The organism is Aeromonas sp. 600527, assembly GCF_049175415.1.
In the GTDB taxonomy this organism is placed as follows: Bacteria; Pseudomonadota; Gammaproteobacteria; order Enterobacterales; family Aeromonadaceae; genus Aeromonas; species Aeromonas veronii_A.
This window is the reverse complement of sequence record NZ_JAAKVA010000023.1, coordinates 1-19685: the sequence shown is the minus strand read 5'-3', so window position 1 is coordinate 19685 and position 19685 is coordinate 1. Positions and strand designations below refer to the sequence as shown.

19 protein-coding genes are annotated in these 19685 nt (G+C 59.6%); 6 read left to right on the top strand and 13 right to left on the bottom strand.

Annotation, left to right across the window (positions count from 1 at the left end; all coding sequences use genetic code 11):
- Positions 1 to 41 precede the first annotated feature (41 nt).
- Positions 42 to 779 (top strand): pyridoxine 5'-phosphate synthase, encoded by a 738-nt coding sequence (pdxJ, locus tag G5154_RS19745; RefSeq protein ID WP_005340919.1) that lies wholly within the window; start codon positions 42 to 44, stop codon positions 777 to 779.
- Positions 780 to 876: 97 nt separating this feature from the next.
- Here pdxJ and G5154_RS19740 read toward each other — a convergent pair whose 3' ends face one another.
- The 10 genes from G5154_RS19740 to kbaZ all read right to left on the bottom strand — a co-directional run bounded on the left by G5154_RS19740 (position 877) and on the right by kbaZ (position 10840).
- The gene (locus G5154_RS19740; RefSeq protein ID WP_421251539.1) at positions 877 to 2121 is read right to left on the bottom strand and encodes a MalY/PatB family protein; all 1245 of its coding nucleotides are present in this window, start codon (positions 2119 to 2121) and stop codon (positions 877 to 879) included.
- On the bottom strand, positions 2108 to 3577 hold the full coding sequence (malX, locus tag G5154_RS19735; protein WP_421251538.1) for a maltose/glucose-specific PTS transporter subunit IIBC: 1470 nt from the start codon (positions 3575 to 3577) through the stop codon (positions 2108 to 2110). Before malX ends, G5154_RS19740 begins: the two co-directional genes overlap by 14 nt.
- 104 nt (positions 3578 to 3681) lie before the next feature.
- Positions 3682 to 4536: a tagatose bisphosphate family class II aldolase gene (locus tag G5154_RS19730; protein ID WP_043849849.1), complete on the bottom strand. Its 855-nt coding sequence runs from the start codon at positions 4534 to 4536 to the stop codon at positions 3682 to 3684.
- Complete coding sequence (gene nagA, locus G5154_RS19725) at positions 4527 to 5726, bottom strand: N-acetylglucosamine-6-phosphate deacetylase (protein ID WP_421223574.1); 1200 nt, start codon at positions 5724 to 5726, stop codon at positions 4527 to 4529. The genes G5154_RS19730 and nagA overlap by 10 nt, the downstream gene beginning before the upstream one ends.
- Positions 5726 to 6166, bottom strand: coding sequence for a PTS galactosamine/N-acetylgalactosamine transporter subunit IIA (agaF, locus tag G5154_RS19720; protein ID WP_202005878.1), 441 nt, complete (start codon positions 6164 to 6166; stop codon positions 5726 to 5728). Before agaF ends, nagA begins: the two co-directional genes overlap by 1 nt.
- A 48-nt stretch (positions 6167 to 6214) precedes the next feature.
- Positions 6215 to 7093 carry a PTS N-acetylgalactosamine transporter subunit IID gene (gene agaE / locus G5154_RS19715; protein WP_005354370.1) on the bottom strand — a complete coding sequence of 293 codons (879 nt, stop codon included), beginning with the start codon at positions 7091 to 7093 and terminating at the stop codon, positions 6215 to 6217.
- Positions 7083 to 7856 (bottom strand): PTS N-acetylgalactosamine transporter subunit IIC, encoded by a 774-nt coding sequence (gene agaW / locus G5154_RS19710; protein WP_421251536.1) that lies wholly within the window; start codon positions 7854 to 7856, stop codon positions 7083 to 7085. Before agaW ends, agaE begins: the two co-directional genes overlap by 11 nt.
- A gap of 15 nt (positions 7857 to 7871) precedes the next feature.
- Positions 7872 to 8345, bottom strand: coding sequence for a PTS N-acetylgalactosamine transporter subunit IIB (gene agaV, locus G5154_RS19705; protein WP_005335358.1), 474 nt, complete (start codon positions 8343 to 8345; stop codon positions 7872 to 7874).
- Complete coding sequence (locus G5154_RS19700; protein ID WP_421251535.1) at positions 8345 to 9514, bottom strand: SIS domain-containing protein; 1170 nt, start codon at positions 9512 to 9514, stop codon at positions 8345 to 8347. Before G5154_RS19700 ends, agaV begins: the two co-directional genes overlap by 1 nt.
- A 12-nt stretch (positions 9515 to 9526) precedes the next feature.
- A complete protein-coding gene (gene kbaZ, locus G5154_RS19695; RefSeq protein ID WP_421251534.1) occupies positions 9527 to 10840 on the bottom strand; it encodes a tagatose-bisphosphate aldolase subunit KbaZ in 1314 nt (437 codons plus the stop codon).
- Between the two features lie 274 nt (positions 10841 to 11114).
- On the opposite strand from kbaZ, the gene G5154_RS19690 reads away from it, so the two are divergent.
- Both G5154_RS19690 and cysQ read left to right on the top strand, forming a co-directional pair.
- Positions 11115 to 11975: a DeoR family transcriptional regulator gene (locus G5154_RS19690; RefSeq protein WP_421263983.1), complete on the top strand. Its 861-nt coding sequence runs from the start codon at positions 11115 to 11117 to the stop codon at positions 11973 to 11975.
- 47 nt (positions 11976 to 12022) lie between these two features.
- Positions 12023 to 12778: a 3'(2'),5'-bisphosphate nucleotidase CysQ gene (gene cysQ, locus G5154_RS19685; RefSeq protein WP_421251532.1), complete on the top strand. Its 756-nt coding sequence runs from the start codon at positions 12023 to 12025 to the stop codon at positions 12776 to 12778.
- A 78-nt stretch (positions 12779 to 12856) separates the two neighbouring features.
- Here the strand turns inward: cysQ and G5154_RS19680 are convergent, their stop codons facing one another.
- The 3 genes from G5154_RS19680 to G5154_RS19670 all read right to left on the bottom strand — a co-directional run bounded on the left by G5154_RS19680 (position 12857) and on the right by G5154_RS19670 (position 15343).
- Positions 12857 to 13153, bottom strand: a complete 297-nt coding sequence (locus tag G5154_RS19680) for a YciI family protein (protein ID WP_033112808.1) — start codon at positions 13151 to 13153, stop codon at positions 12857 to 12859.
- Between the two features lie 24 nt (positions 13154 to 13177).
- The gene (locus G5154_RS19675) at positions 13178 to 13729 is read right to left on the bottom strand and encodes a septation protein A (protein WP_041210614.1); all 552 of its coding nucleotides are present in this window, start codon (positions 13727 to 13729) and stop codon (positions 13178 to 13180) included.
- Positions 13730 to 13819: 90 nt separating this feature from the next.
- Entirely contained in the window at positions 13820 to 15343 is a 1524-nt protein-coding gene (locus G5154_RS19670) for an aminotransferase class V-fold PLP-dependent enzyme (RefSeq protein ID WP_421251531.1), read from the bottom strand.
- Positions 15344 to 15517: 174 nt separating this feature from the next.
- Here G5154_RS19670 and trhA point away from each other — a divergent pair, with 174 nt between their 5' ends.
- The 3 genes from trhA to G5154_RS19655 form a co-directional block, all read left to right on the top strand.
- Positions 15518 to 16153: a PAQR family membrane homeostasis protein TrhA gene (gene trhA / locus G5154_RS19665; RefSeq protein ID WP_421251530.1), complete on the top strand. Its 636-nt coding sequence runs from the start codon at positions 15518 to 15520 to the stop codon at positions 16151 to 16153.
- Between the two features lie 127 nt (positions 16154 to 16280).
- Entirely contained in the window at positions 16281 to 17942 is a 1662-nt protein-coding gene (locus G5154_RS19660; protein WP_216952965.1) for a putative transporter, read from the top strand.
- Positions 17943 to 18171: 229 nt separating this feature from the next.
- Positions 18172 to 19685, top strand: a 1514-nt coding sequence (locus G5154_RS19655) for a retention module-containing protein (RefSeq protein ID WP_421251529.1), incomplete at its 3' end; no start/stop codon positions are given.

Below are 19685 nucleotides of genomic sequence, written 5' to 3'. Positions count from 1 at the left end.
GACCGCGCAGTCAACAGATGAAGCCTTTCAAGGAGTTCTCAATGAGTGAAATCTATCTGGGTGTGAACATCGACCATATCGCCACCCTGCGCAACGCCCGGGGCACCCAGTATCCGGATCCGGTACAGGCCGCCTTCGTGGCCGAACAGGCCGGGGCCGATGGCATCACAGTGCATCTGCGAGAAGATCGCCGCCACATCACCGACCGCGATGTGGAGATCCTGCGTCAGACCATTCAGACCAGAATGAATTTGGAGATGGCGGTGACCGAAGAGATGATCGGCATCGCCTGCCGCATCAAGCCTCACTTCGTCTGTCTGGTGCCGGAGAAGCGCACCGAAGTGACCACCGAGGGCGGTCTGGACGTGGCCGGTCAGCTGGCCAAGGTGACTGATGCCGTTGCCCGTCTCTCCGCGGTGGGGGCTCAGGTATCCCTCTTTATCGACGCCGATCCCATCCAGATCGATGCAGCTGCCGAGAGTGGCGCCCCCTTTATCGAGATCCACACCGGCCGTTACGCTGATGCCACCACAGATGCCGAGCGCAATGCCGAGTTCAAGCGTATCGCCGCCGGTGCCTCCTATGCCGCTGGCAAGGGGCTCAAGGTCAATGCCGGCCACGGTCTGCACTACCACAACGTCAAGGCCATCGCCGCCATCCCCGAGCTCTATGAGCTCAACATCGGCCACGCCATCATCGGCCGCGCCGCCTTCGACGGTCTGGCCAAGGCCGTGAGCGATATGCGTCTGCTGATGCAGGAAGCCCGTCAGGGGATCTGATGGTTCGGGCACTGGCAACGCACAGTGGCCATATGAAACAAAAGGGACGCCATGGCGTCCCTTTTGTTGTTTCTGCCGATGGGAATATCGACAGCCGTCAGACCTGCTGCTGTGCCCATTTTCCCAGACGCTGCAGCGCCTCACCGAGCAGCTGGCGGGAGGTGCCTATGTTGATCCGCACATACTCTTCGCCATCGCTGACGTAGTGGGAGCCATCTTCGATGATGACCCCCGCTTCGACTGCCCACCTGCGGGTCACCTCGCTTGCGCTCATTCCGCTCCCTTTGGTATTGACCCAGACCAGATAGGAGGCATCCATCGGCATGACTTGGAAGTCGGGCAGGTTCTCCCTGAAGTAGCGCGCCAGAAGGGTGTAGTTTTCTCTCAGATAGAGATTCAAGTCGGCCAGCCATTCATCGCACTCGTTATAGGCGGTGATAATTCCCCAGAGCCCGAATACGTTGGGAGAGGTGATGGAGTTCTGCTCAAGGCGAGCTCTGAACCGACTTCTGATCTGCGGATTTGGAATGATGCTGTAGGAGGTTTTCAATCCGCCCAGATTGAATGCCTTGTTGGGCGAGCTCATCAGCATCATGTTGTTGCGGTAACGCTCCTCCAGCGCCAGAAATGAGATGAATTCGCCATGGATGATGTGCTCGGCATGCACTTCATCGACCATCATCAACACCTGATGGCGCAGGCAGATGTCGGCAACGGCTTCCAGTTCGGCCTGACTCCAGATCCTGCCCGACGGGTTGTGGGGTGAGCAGAGAAAATAGATTTTGGGCTTGTGGCCAATGATTTGCTCCTCCAGCTTCGCCAGATCGATCCGGTATCGCCCTTTGTTCAGGGCTAACGGGTTGGCTACAACCTTGACCCCCTGCCTTTCGGCCGCCTTGGCAAAGGGATCATAGACAGGGGTGTTCATGATGATGCTGTCACCCGGCTGGCAGAATGCCTGCACCGTGTAATGCAGGGTAGAGACGGTGCCATAGGAGAGGGTGATCCACTCCCGCTCCACCGCGACCTTGTGGTGGCGGGCCTGGAAGTTGATGACCGCCTCGTAGAAATCATCGATGCAGTGGGTGTAGCTGAAGGTGCCCCAGCTGATGATTTCGCTGAACTTGCGAGCCACAGCCGGCGGTGATTTGAAATCCATATCGGCAATCCACATGGGAATGCTGTCTGCAGGAACGGGGCCAAAGCGGCTCTCGATCACTTTCATATCCCACTTGCGGCATTTGTCGCTGATGCGATCTGCCAACTCGTCGAAACGGGAGGGTTGCAAGTCGGCAGAGGGGGTTGGGAGGCGCAGGGCCTCCCGATCTTTACAGGAGAGCATCGAGATTATCCTTCACGGTTTGAACCTGAGCGCCAATGATGACCTGCACGCTGTGCTCGTCGATCTTGACGACGGAGAGGGCGCCAGCCTGTTTCAGGATCTTCTCCTGCAGCTTGCCCATATCGTGTACCACCAGTCTCAGCCGTGTGACGCAGTTGTCCAGGCTGACGATATTCTCCTTGCCACCGAGGGCACTCAGGATCACGGCCGGGTCGTGTTTCGCAATCTGGAGATCATCGACTTCATCCCTGCCGGGGGTCTTGATGTCATATTTCTTGATGTACCAGTAGAAGACGGTGAAATAGATGGCAGACCAGATAAGGCCAATGGGAATAATCAGATACCACTTGGTTTGCCAACCCTGCATGATGCCGAAAATAAGCAGGTCGAGTGCACTGCCATCGGTATTGCCGATGGTGACGCCACACATGGCCACCACAAAGAGCGCGGCGCCGGTCATAAAGACATGGAACAGATAGAGTACCGGTGCGACAAACAGAAACAGGAATTCGATGGGTTCGGAAATACCGGTCACGATAGAGACCAGTACTCCGGAGATAATCAGGCTCTTGATTCTGGTTCGATTGCCGGGCGTGGCTGCCATATACATGGCTAACGCCGCGGCAGGCAGACCGAATATAAAGGTCGGCATAAACCCTTGCGACAGGAAGGCGGTTGCTGCCGGGCTGATGGGTTCACCCGCTTTCAACTGGGCGAAGAAGATATTGAGAGCGCCGGAGATGGTTTCGCCATTGACCAGCTCGGTACCGCCTGCCGGGGTAAAGCGCACCATGGCCAGCATGATGTGGTGCAGACCGAGCGGTTTGAGCAGGTTGATGGCCACCCCGTAGAGGAAGGCACCAAAAGAGCCGGCAGAGATGATCATGTTGCCGACCGCAGTAATACCGAGCGCCACATAGTGCCAGAAGAGCGGCATGGCGAGACCGATCAGCGACATGACCAGCACAGTGATAATGGGCACGGAGCGCAGGCCGCTGAAGAACGAGAAGGCGTCGTGCAGTTTGAGGTTATAGAAACGGCGATGGATGAAGTAGGTCACGATCCCCGACACTATGCCACCCAGCACACCCATGGAGAGGGTCTGAACCCCCATTACCATGGCTTGCCCCGCCAGTTTGATATTTTCCGGCGAAGCCAGTTGATTGGTACTGGCGAGATAGAAGTTGATCCCGATATTCATCGCCATATATCCGACGAAACCGGAATAGGCCGCGACACCCTTGTTCTTTTCGGTCAATCCCATCGGAATACCGATGGCAAACATGATGGGCAGATAGGTAAAGCCGAAGCTGCCTACGGTTGCCACCAGATTGAAGACGAGCTGGGTATATTCCCCACCAAGAAAAGGAAAATTATCTATGGTGGAGGGGCTGGTAATGGATGATCCCACCCCCAGCAGTAATCCCATGAATGCCATCAGAGAGACGGGAAACATAAATGTTTTCCCCAAACTCTGGGCAAATTCCCATACCTTATTTCGCAAGGATGCGCGAGCCATCATTATTATCTCCCAGACCTGTTACCGTAATTTTATTGTTATCAAATCTTGTTATTGCTCATGCACATACGGATTTTCGCCTCGACTACTTCCTCCATGGCGGCCATGGCGGGCACCAGATACTGGCGCGGGTCGCTGGCATCCGGATGGGAGCCAAGGAAGGCTTTCATAGCATCGGCGAAGGCGATCTTCAGTTCGGTCGCAACGTTGACCTTGCAGATCCCGAGTTCGATGCAGCGACGCACATCGGCTTCCGGTACGCCGGAGGCGCCGTGCAGCACCAGCGGAATATCCACCTGCTCGCGAATGGCGGCGAGGCGGGCGAAGTCTAGGCGGGGCTCCTCCTTGTAGAGGCCGTGGGCGGTGCCGATGGCCACCGCCAGCGAGTCGATACCGGTACGGCGGACAAACTCGGCCGCCTTGAGCGGGTCGGTAAATTTGGCATGGGCGGCATCGACGATGAGGTCATCTTCCTGACCGCCCAGCTGGCCCAGCTCCGCTTCGACGCTGGCGCCCATGCGGTGGCAGAAGGTCACCACGCTGCGCACCTTCTCGATGTTCTCTTCAAACGGAAAGTGCGAGGCATCGATCATGGCGGAGCGAATACCCGCTTCGACCTTGTAGTGGATGTCCTGCTCGTCTTCGTGGTGATCCAGATGCAGCACCAGCGGGATACGGTACTCATGGGCGGCGGCTTGACAGATGGAGACCAGATACTCGACCCCGGCATGGCGATAGGTGCCCGGGGTGCCAGCCAAGATCACCGGAGAGCGCATGCGAGCGGCGGTGCGAGCCACCACCTGCACGGTTTCCAGGTTGTGGATGTTGAAAGCCGGTACGGCGTAGCCGCGGCGCTGGGCATCTTTGAGCATTTCATGGGAAGAGATCAGATACATAGTGACTCCTGAGCGTCCTGATTGACGCGAGATCCTGAGAAAAGGGAGGAGAGCTGGGTCGGATTTATCTCCCGGCCAGCCACCCAGATGTGTTGTTGAATGAGTTCAGTGGTGAGGGCGAGCAGGTTGGCCTGTTTGCCAACTGCCAGTGAACCGAGACGATCGGCAATGCCGAGCATCTTTGCTGGTGCCAGCGAGGCCATTGCGATGGCTTCATCGAGCGGCACATCCGCCAGCTGCACCATGTTGCGTACGGCGCCAAGCAGGGTGAGGGTGCTGCCCGCCAGACCGCCGGTTTCAGTGCGTACCACGCCGTTTTTCATCTCGACCCGATAGTTGCCAAGCAGATAGTGACCGTCGGGCATACCGGCAGCGCGCATCGCATCGGTGACCAAGAGCAGGCGCTGGCCAGCGCAGCAGTGACAGAGCTTGAGCACGCTCGGGTGGAGATGATGGCCATCGGCGATCAGCTCCAGCCAGGCTGCGGGATGGACAAGACCCGCACCGACCATGCCGGGTTCGCGGTGGTGCAGGCCGCGCATGCCGTTGAAGCAGTGCACCAGCCCGGAGGCGCCCGCCGCCAGCGCTGTCATGGTGGTGTCGTGATCCGCCGCCGAGTGGCCCAGCATCACCCGTATGCCGTTTGCGGCAAGATGGTGAATGGCCGCGATGGCGTTGGGCTTTTCCGGTGCCAGTGCGACCACCTTCAGGCTGCCGCGCGCCAGCTGTTGCAGGTGGGTCAGTTCGGCTATATCCAGCTCCCGAAACAGCGCCTGATCGTGGGCGCCCTTGTTGTCCGGCGTGAAGTAGGGGCCTTCCAGATAGCAGCCGAGCAGCTCTGCGCCCGGCATGCCGCGGGCAACGCCATCGGCAATGCGGGCAAGGGCTTGCTCTATCTCGGGGAGTGGGGCTGTGACCGTGGTGGCAAGAAAAGCGCCGACCCCTTCTGCCGCCTTGGCCATCGACAAGGTAGCCAAGGCATTGTCCTCGCTATCCATGACATCGACACCGGCACCGCCGTGGACATGACCGTCGATCAGCGCGGGTACCAGCAGCTCGACATCTCGCGCCGGATCGCCATCCGTGATGGGAGCGATGGCGGTGATGATGCCCCCTTCATGGGTCAGCTCCTGATGTTCCAGCCAACCCTGTTCGGTCAGCAGGCGACGGGCACGGATCCGTGAGGCCATCAGATGCCCTCCTCAACGAGAGCGACATCTGCCTGACGCTCTTTACCCATCTCATCTGCCAGCGAGGTGAGACCCCGGTGGCCGCAATCAAGGGCCTGCTGGCGGAATTCACGGGCGCTGAGGCCATCGCGTTCCAGCGCCATCTCCAGCAGCAGTTGCAGGTTGGTACCGGTAATAACCTCCCGCTCTGGCTGGTGCAGTGAGAGGGTTGAGGCGACCCGAAACGGGGTGCCGCCGAGCAGGTCCGTCAGGAAAACCACGCCATCCCCCTTGTCGACCTCTGCCAGCGCCGCTTCGCACTGTGCCTGCAGCAGGGCGGTGGTGGAGCTCTCGGGAAAGTCGATGGCGATAACCGCGTCCTGTTCGCCGAGGATCTGCAGCATGGCGCGCTCCAGACCGCTGGCGAAACCGCCATGACCACAAATGATGATGCCCAACATAGTCTGTTCCTTTACTGCAAAGGGGGCCGGCTTGCTGCCGGCTCCGGATTAGAGGAAACCGGCGAACTTGCCAACGATACCGAGTACCACCGTGATGACGATGAGGCGCAGCGGGCTCCAGCCTTTGCGGATCAGGGCGTACATCGCCAGGGTGTAGAGCAGCGGCAGGAAGGCGGGCATCAGCTTGTCGAGCACATCCGCCTGCAGTTTGACGACTGCATCACCGGCAGTGATCTCCAGTGTGGTGCCAAGACGCACATAGGTGGCGACCAGTGCGCCGATCACCGTCATACCGACGATGGATGCGGCATGGCCCACCTTGCGGGTGTTGGCCTTAATGACCGGAATGGCCGCTACCCCCATGCGGTAGGCGTAGTGCGCCAGACCAAAACGCAGGCCGAAGTGGACCACGTTGAACAGCAGGAAGAAGACCACGGCACCCATGATGGAGCCTTGCAGCGCCAGATCTGCCCCTATGCCGCCGCAGATGGGGAGCAGGGTGAGCCAGAACATGGCATCGCCGATCCCGCCGAGTGGTGCACCGACGGCAATCTTGGTGCTCTGGATGCTGTTGACGTTCTGCTTGGAGCGCTCCATCGCCAGCACGATCCCCATCACGAAGGTGACCAGGAAGGGGTGAGTGTTGAAGAAACCCATGTGCCCTTTCATCGCCCGGGAGAGATCCCGCGGATTGGTGTGGATCTTCTGCAGTGCCGGCAGCAATCCATAGAGCCAGCCGGAGGCCTGCATCCGCTCATAGTTGAAGGAGGCCTGCAGCAGCAGGGATCGCCAGGCAAAGCGGTTGATATCCTGCTTGGTCAGCTCGGCGCCAAGCTGCTGATCTTCATAGGTGTCGTCGGATTGTGGCCGGGTATTGTGCGGTTCGGCGCTGGAGATGATCCGCGCAGCTGTGTTGTTAGATGCCATCTTCGGTTTCCTCCTGAACAGGACGAGCTTGCGGGGTGGGGGTGTGCATGAAGTCGATCAGGGCCATGGCCAGCGCGGCGGCGGCGATGGCCAGCACCGGCAACTGGAGCCAGGCGGCAGCGACGAAACCGAGGATGAAGTAGGGGATATAGACGTTCTTCATCATGATCTTGAGCAGCACGGCAAAACCGATGGCGGGCATGATGCCGCCAGCAACGCCGAGGCCGTCGATGAGGCGGGCAGGTAGCACGTCGATGGCCGCCTTGGCATGTTCGGCCCCGAAGTAGGTGGGCAGGAAGGCACAGAGGAAGTAGAAAGTGCCCAGCGCCAGCAGTGCCAGGTAATTGACCCGCTCGATACCGCGCACGTCAGCCGCTTCGGCCATGCGATCGCAGCGGGACATCACCCCCGACATCACCGAGAAGAGGAAGGTGATCCCCATCTGCACGGCAACGGCGAAGGGAACGGCAACCCCTACCGCCACATCCGGCTTGACCCCGGTGGTGATGGCGAAGGTGGCGCCGACTATGGTGCCGATAATGACGTTGGGCGGTTGCGCCCCCGCTAGCGGGGCCAACCCCATCCAGACCAGCTCCAGAGTACCGCCCACCAGAATACCGGTAGGCAGGTCGCCGAGGATGAGGCCAACCAGCGGCCCCAGCACCACGGGACGGTGGAAGTGGGTCAGACCGTTGAACAGGTCGAGTCCGGCGAAAAACGCCAGGATGCCAAGTAGTAGACCTTGTAACAAACTGATTTCCATCACAATTGTCCTTAATCAGAGCAAATTGAAAATGTCCTGTGCCGGTTCGGTCGGCACGCCCTGGACATAGCACTCGACACGGGCGTCCCGCAGGGCGCGAAATGCGGTGATGTCCTGTTCGTCCACGGATACGGTCTTGTGGATTTGACGCTTGCCGTCGGCGTAATGCATGTTGCCGACGTTGATCCGGGAGATGGGGACACCTCCCTGAACCAGAGTGTTGAAATCGGTTGGGTTTTTGCAGACCAGCAGGATCTTCTGGCGATCCGCCGCCTTGTGGATGTTGTCGATCACCTTCTGGAGTGGCCAGAACCGCACCGCAATACCTTCGGCCAGCACCATCTCCATCAGGTTCTGCTGGATGGGGTCCTCTGCCACTTCGTCGTTGGCAACTAGAACCAGATTGGCACCGGCAAAGCCGACCCACTGGACGCCGACCTGACCGTGGATCAGACGCTCATCGATCCGGCTCAATACGATATTGGGCATCACAGCACTCCTTCTTGGTGGAACGGATAGATATTGACCCCCTGTACGACCCGGTTGACCTGACCGGTGGGGCAGGGATTGTCCGGACTGATCCCCAGTCCCAGCGAGGTATGGAAGGCGTAGTACTGGGCATAGAGCAGGTAGCAGAAGGCGAGCTGGGAATCGTCGCCATGCAGGGTGTGGGGCAGGTAGATGTGCTCCCCCTCCTCGATGGCGGGATGGCGCTGGTCAGCAATGGCAACTACCCGGGCAGCCTTGCCATCACTTCGCAGCTCGCGCAGCAGATCCAGATCGTATTGCCGGGTGTAAGGGTCGTTGGAGATGAGCAGCACGATGAGCGTCTGCTCGTTGACGACCGATTTTGGGCCGTGGCGAAAGCCGGTGGGGGAATCGAACATGGCGACCAGACGGCCGGCGGTCAGCTCCAGCAGCTTGAGGGCCGCCTCCTGCGCCACCCCTTGCAGACTGCCGCTGCCAAGATAGATGACCCGCTCGGGCAACGGCTCGTTCCAGGCCGGTACGCGCTGCGCAACCTGCTCCAGAATGGCGTCGCTGGTAGCGACCAGTTGCTCGCAGTGCTGGCGGTTGAACCGCTCTGGCAGAAAGAGAGCCAGACAGCTCAGCATCATGCTGGTCAGGCTGCTGGTCATGGCGAAGCTGCGATCATTGGTCTGGGGCGGCATCAGCAGGGCCAGAGAGTGGGCATCTTGCTGGCAGCGGCGATAGAGCGCCCCTTCACCGTTACATGTCAGTACCAGATGGTGGCAGTGGCTGAGCAGCTGGCTGGCCAGTTCGACCGCCGCCACGCTCTCGGGGCTGTTGCCGGAGCGGGCAAAGGAGATAAGCAGGGTCGGGCAATCTTCGGCCAGATACTCGGCCGGGTCGGTGACGATATCCGTGGTGGCGATCGCCTCGACCCGGGCATGCAGGTGGGCCGAGAGATAGGGGGCGAGCGCCCGGCCGGCAAAGGCGGAGGTGCCAGCCCCGGTCAGGATAATGCGCAGCTCTTGCCGGGCGAGCAGTGGGGTCAGGAAACGGGTCAGTGCAGGACGGCACTCCTCGACCATGGCGAGGGTCTCGCGCCAGGTGGCGGGTTGCTGGCGAATTTCACGGGCAGTCGCCAGGCCATTGGCACTGCGCAACATCTCTTCTGGATAACCAAGGATCATGTCTGCAACTCCTTATACAACGGGGTCGAGCTGGGAATGGCGGCGAGAGGCCGCAGTGCAGGCGCTGGCGTAGTGCCGCAGCACCTCCTGCACCTGATCGATAATGAGGTCATGGGGATTGGCCGAGAGCGTGCCCTGACGCACCTTGCGATACTGCAGGGGCAGATGCTGGCTCAGCAGGGGGAGCGGGATGGGCTCCGCCGCCAGATTGGCCAGCAATCTGGCGTAGCACTCATCGACCCGGCTATCGGGCCAGTAGTAGCGAATGCGATCCGAATAGCTGTAGCCACGGGCCAGTCGGCACTCGTTGGCACTGCCCTGGTAGTGGCTACGCCAGAAGTCGGGGCGCTCCAGCATAGTCTCTTCCATCACCTTGCGCAGACCTGAACAGGCCTTGGCAACCACCAGTTCCTCCTCGATGGCGGCAAGGGCAAACAGCGCTTCGCGCAGGGCGAAGGTGAGGGCTGGGCCGACTTTGAGAATGGCAAAGTGGTCGCGTACCAGCTGGCGGTAGGCCTCGGGAGTCTGGTAATCGGTGGAGTGAGCCTCGAACACCATGTGGGGATAGGCTTCGATCATCCGGCTAAGGGGAGCCGCTTTTTCGGGCCGGTAATCGATGACACGGGTATGGTCAAACTCGACACCGGGTTGCACCACCAGACCGATCACCCTCGGCCAGATATGGGCTAGCCCCGCCTTGCTGAAGGCCTCTTGATGGGCCTCGAGGGTATGGCGCGCTGCCTCCGGCGTGGTGACCGCCAGCTCGGCAAGATCTTCATGGGCACCGCCCGGCACCGGCACCTCGGTGCCAATCACATAGACCAGATCGCTCTCGCCAAAAGTGGCCAGACAGGTTTGCTCGGCGATCTGCGCCAGCCGTGCCGCCCGCTCTGCGACCAGCTCGTCGGTCAGGGGAACGGGATCGCCCTGACAGGACATGCTGCAGTCGAGGTGGATCTTCTTGAACCCGGCCGCGACATAGCTGGCGATGAGATTCCCGGCATGGGCCATGGCCTGCTCGGCCGGTTCCCCCTGCCAGCGGTTGGGACCCAGATGGTCTCCCCCCAGAATGAGGCGCTGCGCCGGAAAGTGACACTGTGCCGCCAGCTCGTAGAGACGATCGCGAAAGTCGGCGGGGGTCATGCCGGTATAGCCGCCAAACTGATCCACCTGATTGGATGTGGCCTCGACCAGCAGCAGCTCATCTCCTTCGGCGGCCAGCCGCAGCGCGGCCTCCAGCACCAGCGGGTGAGCGGAGCAGACGGCGTATATCCCGGTCTGTTCTCCCTGTTTATGTCTTTCGACCAGTGCCAGCATGGATTTCATTTTGATGTCCCTTGGTTGCTGCGTATGGAAATATTCTTTCGATTTCTTTTCTTTACGGTAGTGGTGAGGAAAAGAAAACGAAACAAAAGAGTCGTTAGATCTTGAAAGGGATCACAAAAAGAAAGGTATCGAAAGTATTTGAATAGTAGGGAAAGGTGATGAGAGTGGTGGTAAAGCGTAATGAAGGCTTGATTTGACACCTTCGCTGAGCGTTAATATGCAAACGTAACGAAGTGAAAGCGATCTTTCACTACAGCATTCCGGCAGAAGAACTATGCAAACAAGCGAAAAAGGTGCGCTCGGAACCAGCGAGCGGCGGGAGCGGATTATTCAGCAGCTGCGCAGCAATGGCAGCGTTCAGGTCAACGAGCTGGCGAGTCACTATCAGGTCTCTACCGTGACTATCCGCAACGATCTGGCCTTTCTGGAGAAGCAGGGGGTGGCCGTGCGCGCCTACGGCGGCGCCCTGTTGTGCGAGCCGGGCCAGACGGTGCCGGAGCGCACCATTGCCGACAAGAGTGTGCTCAATACTCCGGTGAAACAGCGGATCGGCGCGCTGGCGGCGACCCTGGTGCCCTCCGGTTGTCGCCTTATCCTCGATTCGGGGACGACAACACTGGAGGTGGCGCGTCATCTGAAGGGACATCAGGAGATCCTGGTGATGACCAACGGCATGAACGTGGCGAATGAACTGCTCGAAGCAGAAGGGGTGGAGCTGCTGATGACGGGTGGACATCTGCGCCGCAAGTCGCTCTCCTTCTACGGTGCGCAAGCGGAACAGTCCCTGCAAAACTACCACTTTGACATGCTGTTTCTCGGGGTGGATGGCATCGATCTGGATCGCGGCGTCAGCACCCATCATGAGGATGAGGCACGCCTCAACCGCTGCATGTGTCAGGTGGCCGAGCGGATTGTGGTGGTCACCGACTCCAGCAAGTTTGGCCGGCGCAGCCTGCACAAGATCATCGATACCCTGCGTATTCACACCTTGATCACCGACGATGCCGTGCCTGCCGATATCCTTTCCGGCCTGCGCAATGCCGGTATCGAAGTGCTGCTGGTACCGGCCGATGGCAGCGCGGGACAAGAGCTGCGGGGGCAATATAATCCAGTGCAATCAGCTATAAGCGGTTGATGACAAACGCGATAGACTGGGTTTCTCACTCACTGGACGAGCCTGTTATGTACCACCCCGAGATCACCGAACTTGAACCTGTCGCCCGCGCGGCGGGGGCGGCCATCATGGCCATCTACAGCCAGCCCTTCGCGGTGGAGTACAAGAGCGACGAGAGTCCGCTGACCGCGGCCGACAAGGGGGCTCATGAGGTGATAGTGCAGGCGTTGGCACGGCTGACTCCCGACATCCCTGTATTGTCTGAGGAGTCGGGGCCAGAGGTGATGGCAGCGCGCCACGGCTGGTCACGCTACTGGCTGGTGGATCCCCTCGATGGCACCAAGGAGTTTGTCTCCCGCAACGGTGAGTTCACCGTCAATATCGCACTGATTGAAGAGGGGGGGCCGCGCTGGGGGCTGGTTTATGCGCCGGTGCTGGACAAGCTCTGGTATGGCGGCAAAGGCGTAGGCGCCTGGCGTATCGCTGGTGGCAAGCGCGAGTCGATCCAGACCCGGCCTCATCCTGAAGGAGAGGCGTGGCGGGTGGTGGGCAGTCGCAACCACCTGTCGCAGGAGACCCTCGATTTCTTGGCTCCCTTTGGTGAAATCGAGCTGGTTTCCATGGGCAGTTCGCTCAAGTTCTGCATCATCGCCGAGGGGGGCGCCGAGCTCTATCCGCGCCTCGCACCCACCTGCGAGTGGGATACCGGCGCGGCGCAGGCGGTGCTGGAGGGGGCGGGGGGCAGCGTCACCCAACTCGACGGTTCACCCCTTGTCTACAACAAGCCAGATATCCTCAACCCCTGGTTTGTGGCCAGGGCATAAACGAGATATCGGGATACAAAAAGGCCGGACTGGAGTGAACTTCCAGTCCGGCCTTTTTATTTCTCTATTCGCTTCGGGTCAGAAGACTTTCTTGAACGGCTTGATGGTCACTTTGGCATAGACGCCAGCCGCCACATAGGGATCGGCATCGGCCCAGGCCTGGGCATCAGCCTGCGAGGCAAACTCGGCGATGACGGTACTGCCGGTAAAGCCGGCATCGGCCGGATCCTCGGCATCGATGGCCGGGTTGGGGCCGGCTGTCAGCAGCCGCCCCTCATCCTGCAGGGCTTGCAGGCGAGCCAGATGGGCGGGGCGAACCTGCTTGCGCAGCGGCAGGCTGCCCTGAACATCTTCGGAGTAGATGAGATACCACATGAGACAATCCTTTTCTGATGATGGTTATTTTTTCAGCTGTTCTTTTTGATCCGCCGGAATGTGGCGGTAGAGGTAGACACCACTGAGCAGGGTAAAGACCAGCGTCATCCCCAGCAGGCCGAACACCTTGAAGTTGACCCACATCTCCTGCGGCAGGTTGAAGGCCACATAGAGATTGAGCAGGCCACAGACGGCAAAGAAACCGGCCCAGCCGAGGTTGACCCGATCCCAGATGGCGTCGGGTGCCTGCAGCTCCTTGGCCAGCATCTGCTTGATCAGGTTCTTGCCAAAGCCATAGCGGCTGATGAGCAGACCCAGCGCAAACAGGGCGTTGATGACGGTCACTTTCCACTTGATGAAGGTGTCATCGTGGAAGAAAACTGTGAGACCGCCAAAGAAGCCGACCAGCAGGAAGGTGAATAGCTGCATCTTCTCGACCTTGCGATAGCGGATCCAGCTATAGGCGAGCTGCAGACCGGTGACCACCACCAGGGCGCCAGTGGCCATGTAGATGTCGTAGAACTTGTAGACCGCAAAGAAAACGATAAGTGGAATAAATTCAATAAATTGCTTCATTTCTGACGCCTAGTCCTCAAAGATGGCCTGCAAATTTTGCTCAGTCTACCTGCACGGTGGACAACGGCAAATGAATAAGACCGCTCATTTTTACGCCGGTTCCGCGCTGTCGCCAAACAGTTGGCGTGCAATGGTGAGCCCCAGTCGCTGCTGATCGGCCAGCAGGTCGCGGATATGGCGCTCTTCAATCAGGGGGTTGAGCAGTACGGCGCGCAGCAGGGTGAGGGGTTGGGCACCGTAGCGCACCACGGCGCGCTGGGTACGGGAGACAAAGCTGTGCCCCTCGGTGCGCTGGGCTTTTTGCAGCGCTACGTTGAAGGCGTTGATCTGCTCGTTGGCCGCTTCATCCAGCACCTTACCCTGCAGATGGGGCGGGATGCAGCGATAGGAGAGCAGATTCATCACCGGAGCAGACATCAGCTCGAAGGCCGGATTGCTGGTGATGAGCTCGGCCATCAGCCGGGCCCGGTCGTAGTTGGCCTCGATGAGGTCGGCATAGCCTTGCTGGCCGAACAGCTGGAAGGCGGCGTCCAGATAGAGGGCGTTGGCCGGGCGGGTGCCCTCCAAGGTAAAGCGGCCCTGATCAAACGAGGTGGCACGAATGGCGTAGGGGGCCTCCCGCTTGACCGCCATCATCAGGTCGGGCTGGCGGCAGAGCAGCATGCCGGTACCGAGTGGCACCAGCAGCTGTTTGTGGCCATCCAGAGTGACGGTATCGGCCCGCTCGATCCCTGCCAGCAGGTCTTGATAGCGGGGAGAGAAGAGGGTCGGGCCACCCCAGGCGGCATCCACGTGGAAGTGGATCTGCTCGCGCTCGGCGATGGCGGCCAGCTTCGGCAGGGGATCGATGGAGCCAAAGTCGGTGCTGCCCGCCACACCGACCAGCGCCAGCACTTTCAATTTTTGCTCTTTGCACTGGATCAGCGCCTGTTCCAGCGCCGCCAGACTGAGCCGGTTCTGCTCGTCGGTCTCGAGGCGCCAGACGCTGCGGGCGCCCAGTCCCAGCAGATCCATCCCCTTGTCGAAGGAGTAGTGCATCAGCCGCGAACCGAGAATGACGGCGCCGCGATAGCCCTGCTCATAGAGGGCAAACAGGTTGTCGCCGCAGGCGCGGTTGCGAGCCAGCCAGAGGGCGGTGACGTTGGCGATGGTGCCGCCGCTGGTCATGACGCCGAGGGCGGCATCCTTGGCATGCATCTGTTCGCCGTAGAAGGCATCGTCCATGCCGTAGATGAGGCGGTGCAGCTTGGCCAGTACCTCCCGCTCCAGAAAGCTGAGCAGGCGGGAGGACTCCATCTTCATCGGATTCTGGTTGAGCATTACCACCAGACGGGAGAGCTCGGCAGTGAAGGCCGGCAATGGTGCCGTCATATGACCCATGTAGCGTGGTGAGGTGAGGTGAGAGGCGCCGGGTACCAGGGTGGCCAGCCGGGCGAGATAGGCTTCGGTCGAGCAGCCGCTGGCGGGCATGCTGGACTGGTCGAGCTGATGGGTGAACAGGTCGCGCTGGTAGGGGGCCTGACTGTCGTCGGAGTGGTGGAAGGTCTCCAGCAAGGTGCTCATCGCCTCGCCAAAGGCGGGATCCGCTTGTGCAAACAGCTCAGTCAACTTCATCAGGTTCTCCAGACCAGGTCACCGGGGTAGGTGTCTATGCCGCTTCTGTCGGGCATCGGCGGCAGAGCATACACCAAAGGGGGGCGGGTGACAGCCACCCCATTTTTTAAGCGAACACTTGTACTCTGAAATGGCGCTGGGTAGAGTGTCGCCAATGATGACGGAGTGAATGTTATGAGTGGTGTGATGGATTACTCCCCCCGGGAAGAGCTGGCCAACCGGCTGAGCCACGGAGCGGGATTGTTGCTGGGTATTGCCGGGTTGGTGCTGCTGCTCATCAAGGGGTGGGGACAGGGTACGCAGGCGCTGGTGAGCTACAGCCTCTATGGCGGCAGTTTGGTATTGCTCTATCTCGCCTCTACCCTCTACCACAGCATGGCGGAAGGGCGGGCCAGACGCTGGTGCAAGGTGTTTGATCACTGCGCCATCTATCTGCTGATTGCCGGCACCTATACCCCCTTCCTGCTGGTTGCACTCGACACGCCGCTGGCGAAGGGATTGATGGTGGTGATCTGGGCCCTGGCGCTGGCTGGCGTGGTGTTCAAGCTGGTATTTATCAACCGCTTCAAGAAGTTGTCGCTCTTTACCTACCTGATGCTGGGTTGGCTGTCGCTGCTGGTCATCTACCAGCTCTACATCCATCTGGCCGGTGAGGGGCTGTTGCTGCTCGGGCTTGGCGGCCTTATCTACAGCCTCGGAGTCATCTTCTATGTGGCCAAGCAGATCCCCTATAACCATGCCATCTGGCATCTCTTTGTGCTGGGTGGCAGCGTTTGTCACTTTATGGCCATTTACGGCTACGTCGCCTAACGTCTTGCAACTAGCCCTTAATTGGTATTTTTAGCGCGTAAAAGGATAAATTCGTGCGGTATCACACAGTTGGCGACTGAGTTTGCTGACAAGCTAGGGCCAGTTCAATTCGCAAAGGATGCACGAAATGAGTGAAATCGCGCTTTCCATCAGCATGTTGTCGCTGGTGGCAGTGCTGGGACTCTGGCTGGGAAACTGGCGAGTCTATGGCGTTGGCTTGGGGATAGGGGGGGTGCTGTTCGGCGGCATCATAGTGGGTCACTTTGCCGGTGTGTCAGAGCTGGCGCTCGATGAGCAAACACTTCATTTTATTCAAGAGTTTGGCCTGATCCTGTTTGTCTATACCATCGGCATTCAGGTCGGCCCCGGTTTTTTCTCGTCATTGCGCAGCTCCGGACTCAAGCTCAATGCTTTTGCTGCTTTGCTGGTGATCCTGGGGTGTATCGTTGCGGCGGCACTTCATCAACTGTTTGATGTGCCGCTACCGGTGATCCTCGGGGTCTTCTCCGGTGCCGTGACCAATACGCCATCCCTCGGTGCGGGTCAGCAGATCCTGGCGGAGCTGGGAGCTCCTCATGGGTCAACCGGGCTGATGGGGATGGGGTACGCAGTGGCCTATCCATTCGGCATCTGCGGCATTTTGCTCACCATGTGGCTGGTCAGGGTCTTCTTTCGCATCAAGATTGACGATGAAGCCGCCCAGTTCGAGTTGCAGACAGGTAAAACCAAGGAGAGCCTGCAGACCATCAACATCGCGGTACGCAACCCAAACATGCATGGCCTGATGCTGAGCGAGATCCCGAGTCTCGACGAGTCTGATGTCATCTGCTCACGCCTCAAGCGTGGCGACGAGCTGATGGTGCCGCGCCCTGATTCCCGTATCGAGCTGGGCGACCTGCTCCACCTGGTTGGTGAGCGACATGCCTTGCACAAGGTGTTGCTGGTGCTGGGAGAAGAGGTCGACACCTCCCTATCGACTCGCGGTACCGACCTGAGGGTGGAGCGGGTAGTGGTGACCAACGAGCAAGTGCTGGGCAAGAAGATCCGCGATCTTGACATCAAACAGCGTTATGACGTGGTGATCTCGCGCCTAAACCGGGCCGGTATCGAACTGGTGCCGACCAGCCAGACCAGCCTGCAGTTTGGCGATATTCTCAACCTGGTTGGGCGCCTCGATGCCATCGAAGCGGTGACCAATGTGGTCGGCAACGTGCAGCAAAAACTGCAACAGGTGCAGATGTTGCCGGTATTTATCGGGATCGGTCTTGGCGTGCTGCTTGGCTCCATCCCCTTCTATCTGCCGGGCTTCCCGGCCGCGCTCAAGCTCGGCTTGGCGGGTGGGCCGCTGGTGGTGGCGCTGATCCTGTCGCGGATCGGCAGCATCGGCAAGCTCTACTGGTTCATGCCCCCCAGTGCCAACCTGGCGCTGCGGGAGATCGGCATCGTGCTGTTTCTGGCGGTGGTCGGCTTCAAGTCGGGGGCGGGTTTCGTTGATACCCTGATCAACGGTGATGGCCCCTCCTGGATGCTCTATGGGGCAGCCATTACCCTGATCCCCTTGCTGGTGGTCGGGGTGCTGGCACGTCTCTATGGCAAGATGAACTATCTGACCCTGTGCGGCTTGCTGGCCGGCTCCATGACAGATCCTCCCGCGCTGGCCTTTGCCAACGCCATGCACCCGACCAGTGGTGCCAGTGCGCTCTCCTATGCCACTGTCTACCCGCTGGTGATGTTCTTGCGGATCATCTCGCCGCAACTGCTGGCCATCATCCTCTGGGCCGGTGCATAGGGTTAAACCGGACAGGAGCATGCCTTGTCATGCTCCTGTCATGATAATGTAATGTATTGATAATTTTAGTTTTTATTTTTCGGTAATCCCCTCGCCACCCTTCAGCCTGGCTGAACGGTCCAGCCTCAAATCAGTCTATTCTTTCGAATTTTCGAACTGGTTATTTGCTCTCTCTCTGTGCAGAGTAGGCTGTGGCTTTTTGCATGCAAATCAGGATTCAGGAGAGAACATGATTACCAATTCCGTTACTCTGGAACAGGGCGTAACCGTCACCCAGCTCAAAGGTCAAGTTTATCAGGTGGCTGCAGATGGTAGCCGCAAGTTGCTGGTGGAAGGGGATGTGCTGCCGAAAGGGGCGGTGATCATGTCGCCGGATGGCGCCAGTTTCATGGGCGGCGGACACTCTTTCAATGTGCAACCGGCCAGCGAACAGAGTGAGCCTGCCGAAGAGGAAGATGCTTCCCAGCTGGCGCAAAACAGTGCCGCAGGCACACCCGATGATATCAGTGCCCTGCAAGAAGCCATTTTGGGTGGCGCTGACCCGACCCGGGCCTTTGAAGCCTCCGCCGCAGGCGGTGCACCTGCTGCCGGTGGTGGCGGGGTTGGTGGTGTCGCCGGAGCCAGTGGCAACGGCGGTTTTGTCACCATCGACCGTACCGGCTCCGCAACCATTGCCGAAGCGACCTTCGATACCACTTACAACACCAATGGCGAGCCACCGCTTGGTGCTGCTGGCGAGGATGAAGTATTTGACCTGACTCCACCCACCATTTCCGTTGTTGCGCCAGATAACACTAATGACACCACACCGACCCTGACCGGAACCACGGATGCGCCTGCTGGCAGCACGGTGACCCTGGTGGTGACCGATGCTAACGGCAATCAGCAGACCCTGACCGCTATTGTCACACCTAATGGCACCTTCACCGTGGATGTGGTCACCCCATTGGCCGAGGGTTCTTATACCGTCACCGCCACAGTGACCGATCCTGCGGGGAATACCGGCAGTGCAACTGATGATGGCAGTGTGGATGTAACCGCTCCAGTGATTACTGTTGATGCACCTGACAATACCAATGACACCACCCCGACCATCACGGGTACTACGGATGCACCTGCTGGCAGCACGGTCACTCTGGTCGTGACCGATGCCAATGGTAACCAGCAAAATTTGACCGCCACGGTACAACCTGGTGGCAGCTACAGCGTAGATGTCACTACTCCGCTGGCCGAAGGCAGCTATAAGGTGACGGCCAGCATCACCGATCCGGCCGGCAACACAGGTACCTCTACCGACGATGGTAGTGTTGATAGCAAGGCCCCTGACCTGGCCATCACCCTGGATGCCGACATCACCGCCGACGACGTCATCAACGCCGCCGAAGCGGGTCAGCAGATCCCGGTCAGCGGCACCGTGACGGGCGAGTTCAAGGCAGGGGACATCGTCACCCTGACCGTCAACGGTAAATCGTTCACCGGTCCTGTGGATGCCGATGGCCGCTTCACCATCCTGGTGGCGGGCAGCGACCTGGCGACCGATGGCGACCGCACCATCGATGCCAGCGTGACCAGCACCGACGTGGCGGGCAACAGCGCCACTGCGACCGACAAGGAAGGCTATCAGGTGGATACTGACCTGCCGGGCATCAACCTGGCGGCGATTGGTGATGGCAACCTGTCGGTGGCGGAAGCCAAGGCGGTTGAGCTCAAGGGCACGACCAGCAACGTGGAAGATGGTCAGAA

Excerpts from the sequence above, each read along its gene's own strand:
- G5154_RS19660 (WP_216952965.1), top strand. The coding sequence starts at position 16,281 with ATGAGTGAAATCGCGCTTTCCATCAGCATGTTGTCGCTGGTGGCAGTG.
- G5154_RS19700 (WP_421251535.1), bottom strand. The coding sequence starts at position 9,514 with ATGATCCTTGGTTATCCAGAAGAGATGTTGCGCAGTGCCAATGGCCTG.
- pdxJ (WP_005340919.1), top strand. The coding sequence starts at position 42 with ATGAGTGAAATCTATCTGGGTGTGAACATCGACCATATCGCCACCCTG.
- agaW (WP_421251536.1), bottom strand. The coding sequence starts at position 7,856 with ATGGAAATCAGTTTGTTACAAGGTCTACTACTTGGCATCCTGGCGTTT.
- G5154_RS19730 (WP_043849849.1), bottom strand. The coding sequence starts at position 4,536 with ATGTATCTGATCTCTTCCCATGAAATGCTCAAAGATGCCCAGCGCCGC.
- agaE (WP_005354370.1), bottom strand. The coding sequence starts at position 7,093 with ATGGCATCTAACAACACAGCTGCGCGGATCATCTCCAGCGCCGAACCG.
- malX (WP_421251538.1), bottom strand. The coding sequence starts at position 3,577 with ATGTTTCCCGTCTCTCTGATGGCATTCATGGGATTACTGCTGGGGGTG.
- G5154_RS19670 (WP_421251531.1), bottom strand. The coding sequence starts at position 15,343 with ATGAAGTTGACTGAGCTGTTTGCACAAGCGGATCCCGCCTTTGGCGAG.
- G5154_RS19680 (WP_033112808.1), bottom strand. The coding sequence starts at position 13,153 with ATGTGGTATCTCATCTACTCCGAAGATGTTCAGGGCAGCCTGCCGCTG.
- agaF (WP_202005878.1), bottom strand. The coding sequence starts at position 6,166 with ATGTTGGGCATCATCATTTGTGGTCATGGCGGTTTCGCCAGCGGTCTG.
- kbaZ (WP_421251534.1), bottom strand. The coding sequence starts at position 10,840 with ATGAAATCCATGCTGGCACTGGTCGAAAGACATAAACAGGGAGAACAG.
- cysQ (WP_421251532.1), top strand. The coding sequence starts at position 12,023 with ATGTACCACCCCGAGATCACCGAACTTGAACCTGTCGCCCGCGCGGCG.
- G5154_RS19690 (WP_421263983.1), top strand. The coding sequence starts at position 11,115 with ATGCAAACAAGCGAAAAAGGTGCGCTCGGAACCAGCGAGCGGCGGGAG.
- G5154_RS19740 (WP_421251539.1), bottom strand. The coding sequence starts at position 2,121 with ATGCTCTCCTGTAAAGATCGGGAGGCCCTGCGCCTCCCAACCCCCTCT.
- trhA (WP_421251530.1), top strand. The coding sequence starts at position 15,518 with ATGAGTGGTGTGATGGATTACTCCCCCCGGGAAGAGCTGGCCAACCGG.
- agaV (WP_005335358.1), bottom strand. The coding sequence starts at position 8,345 with ATGCCCAATATCGTATTGAGCCGGATCGATGAGCGTCTGATCCACGGT.
- G5154_RS19675 (WP_041210614.1), bottom strand. The coding sequence starts at position 13,729 with ATGAAGCAATTTATTGAATTTATTCCACTTATCGTTTTCTTTGCGGTC.
- nagA (WP_421223574.1), bottom strand. The coding sequence starts at position 5,726 with ATGGCCTCACGGATCCGTGCCCGTCGCCTGCTGACCGAACAGGGTTGG.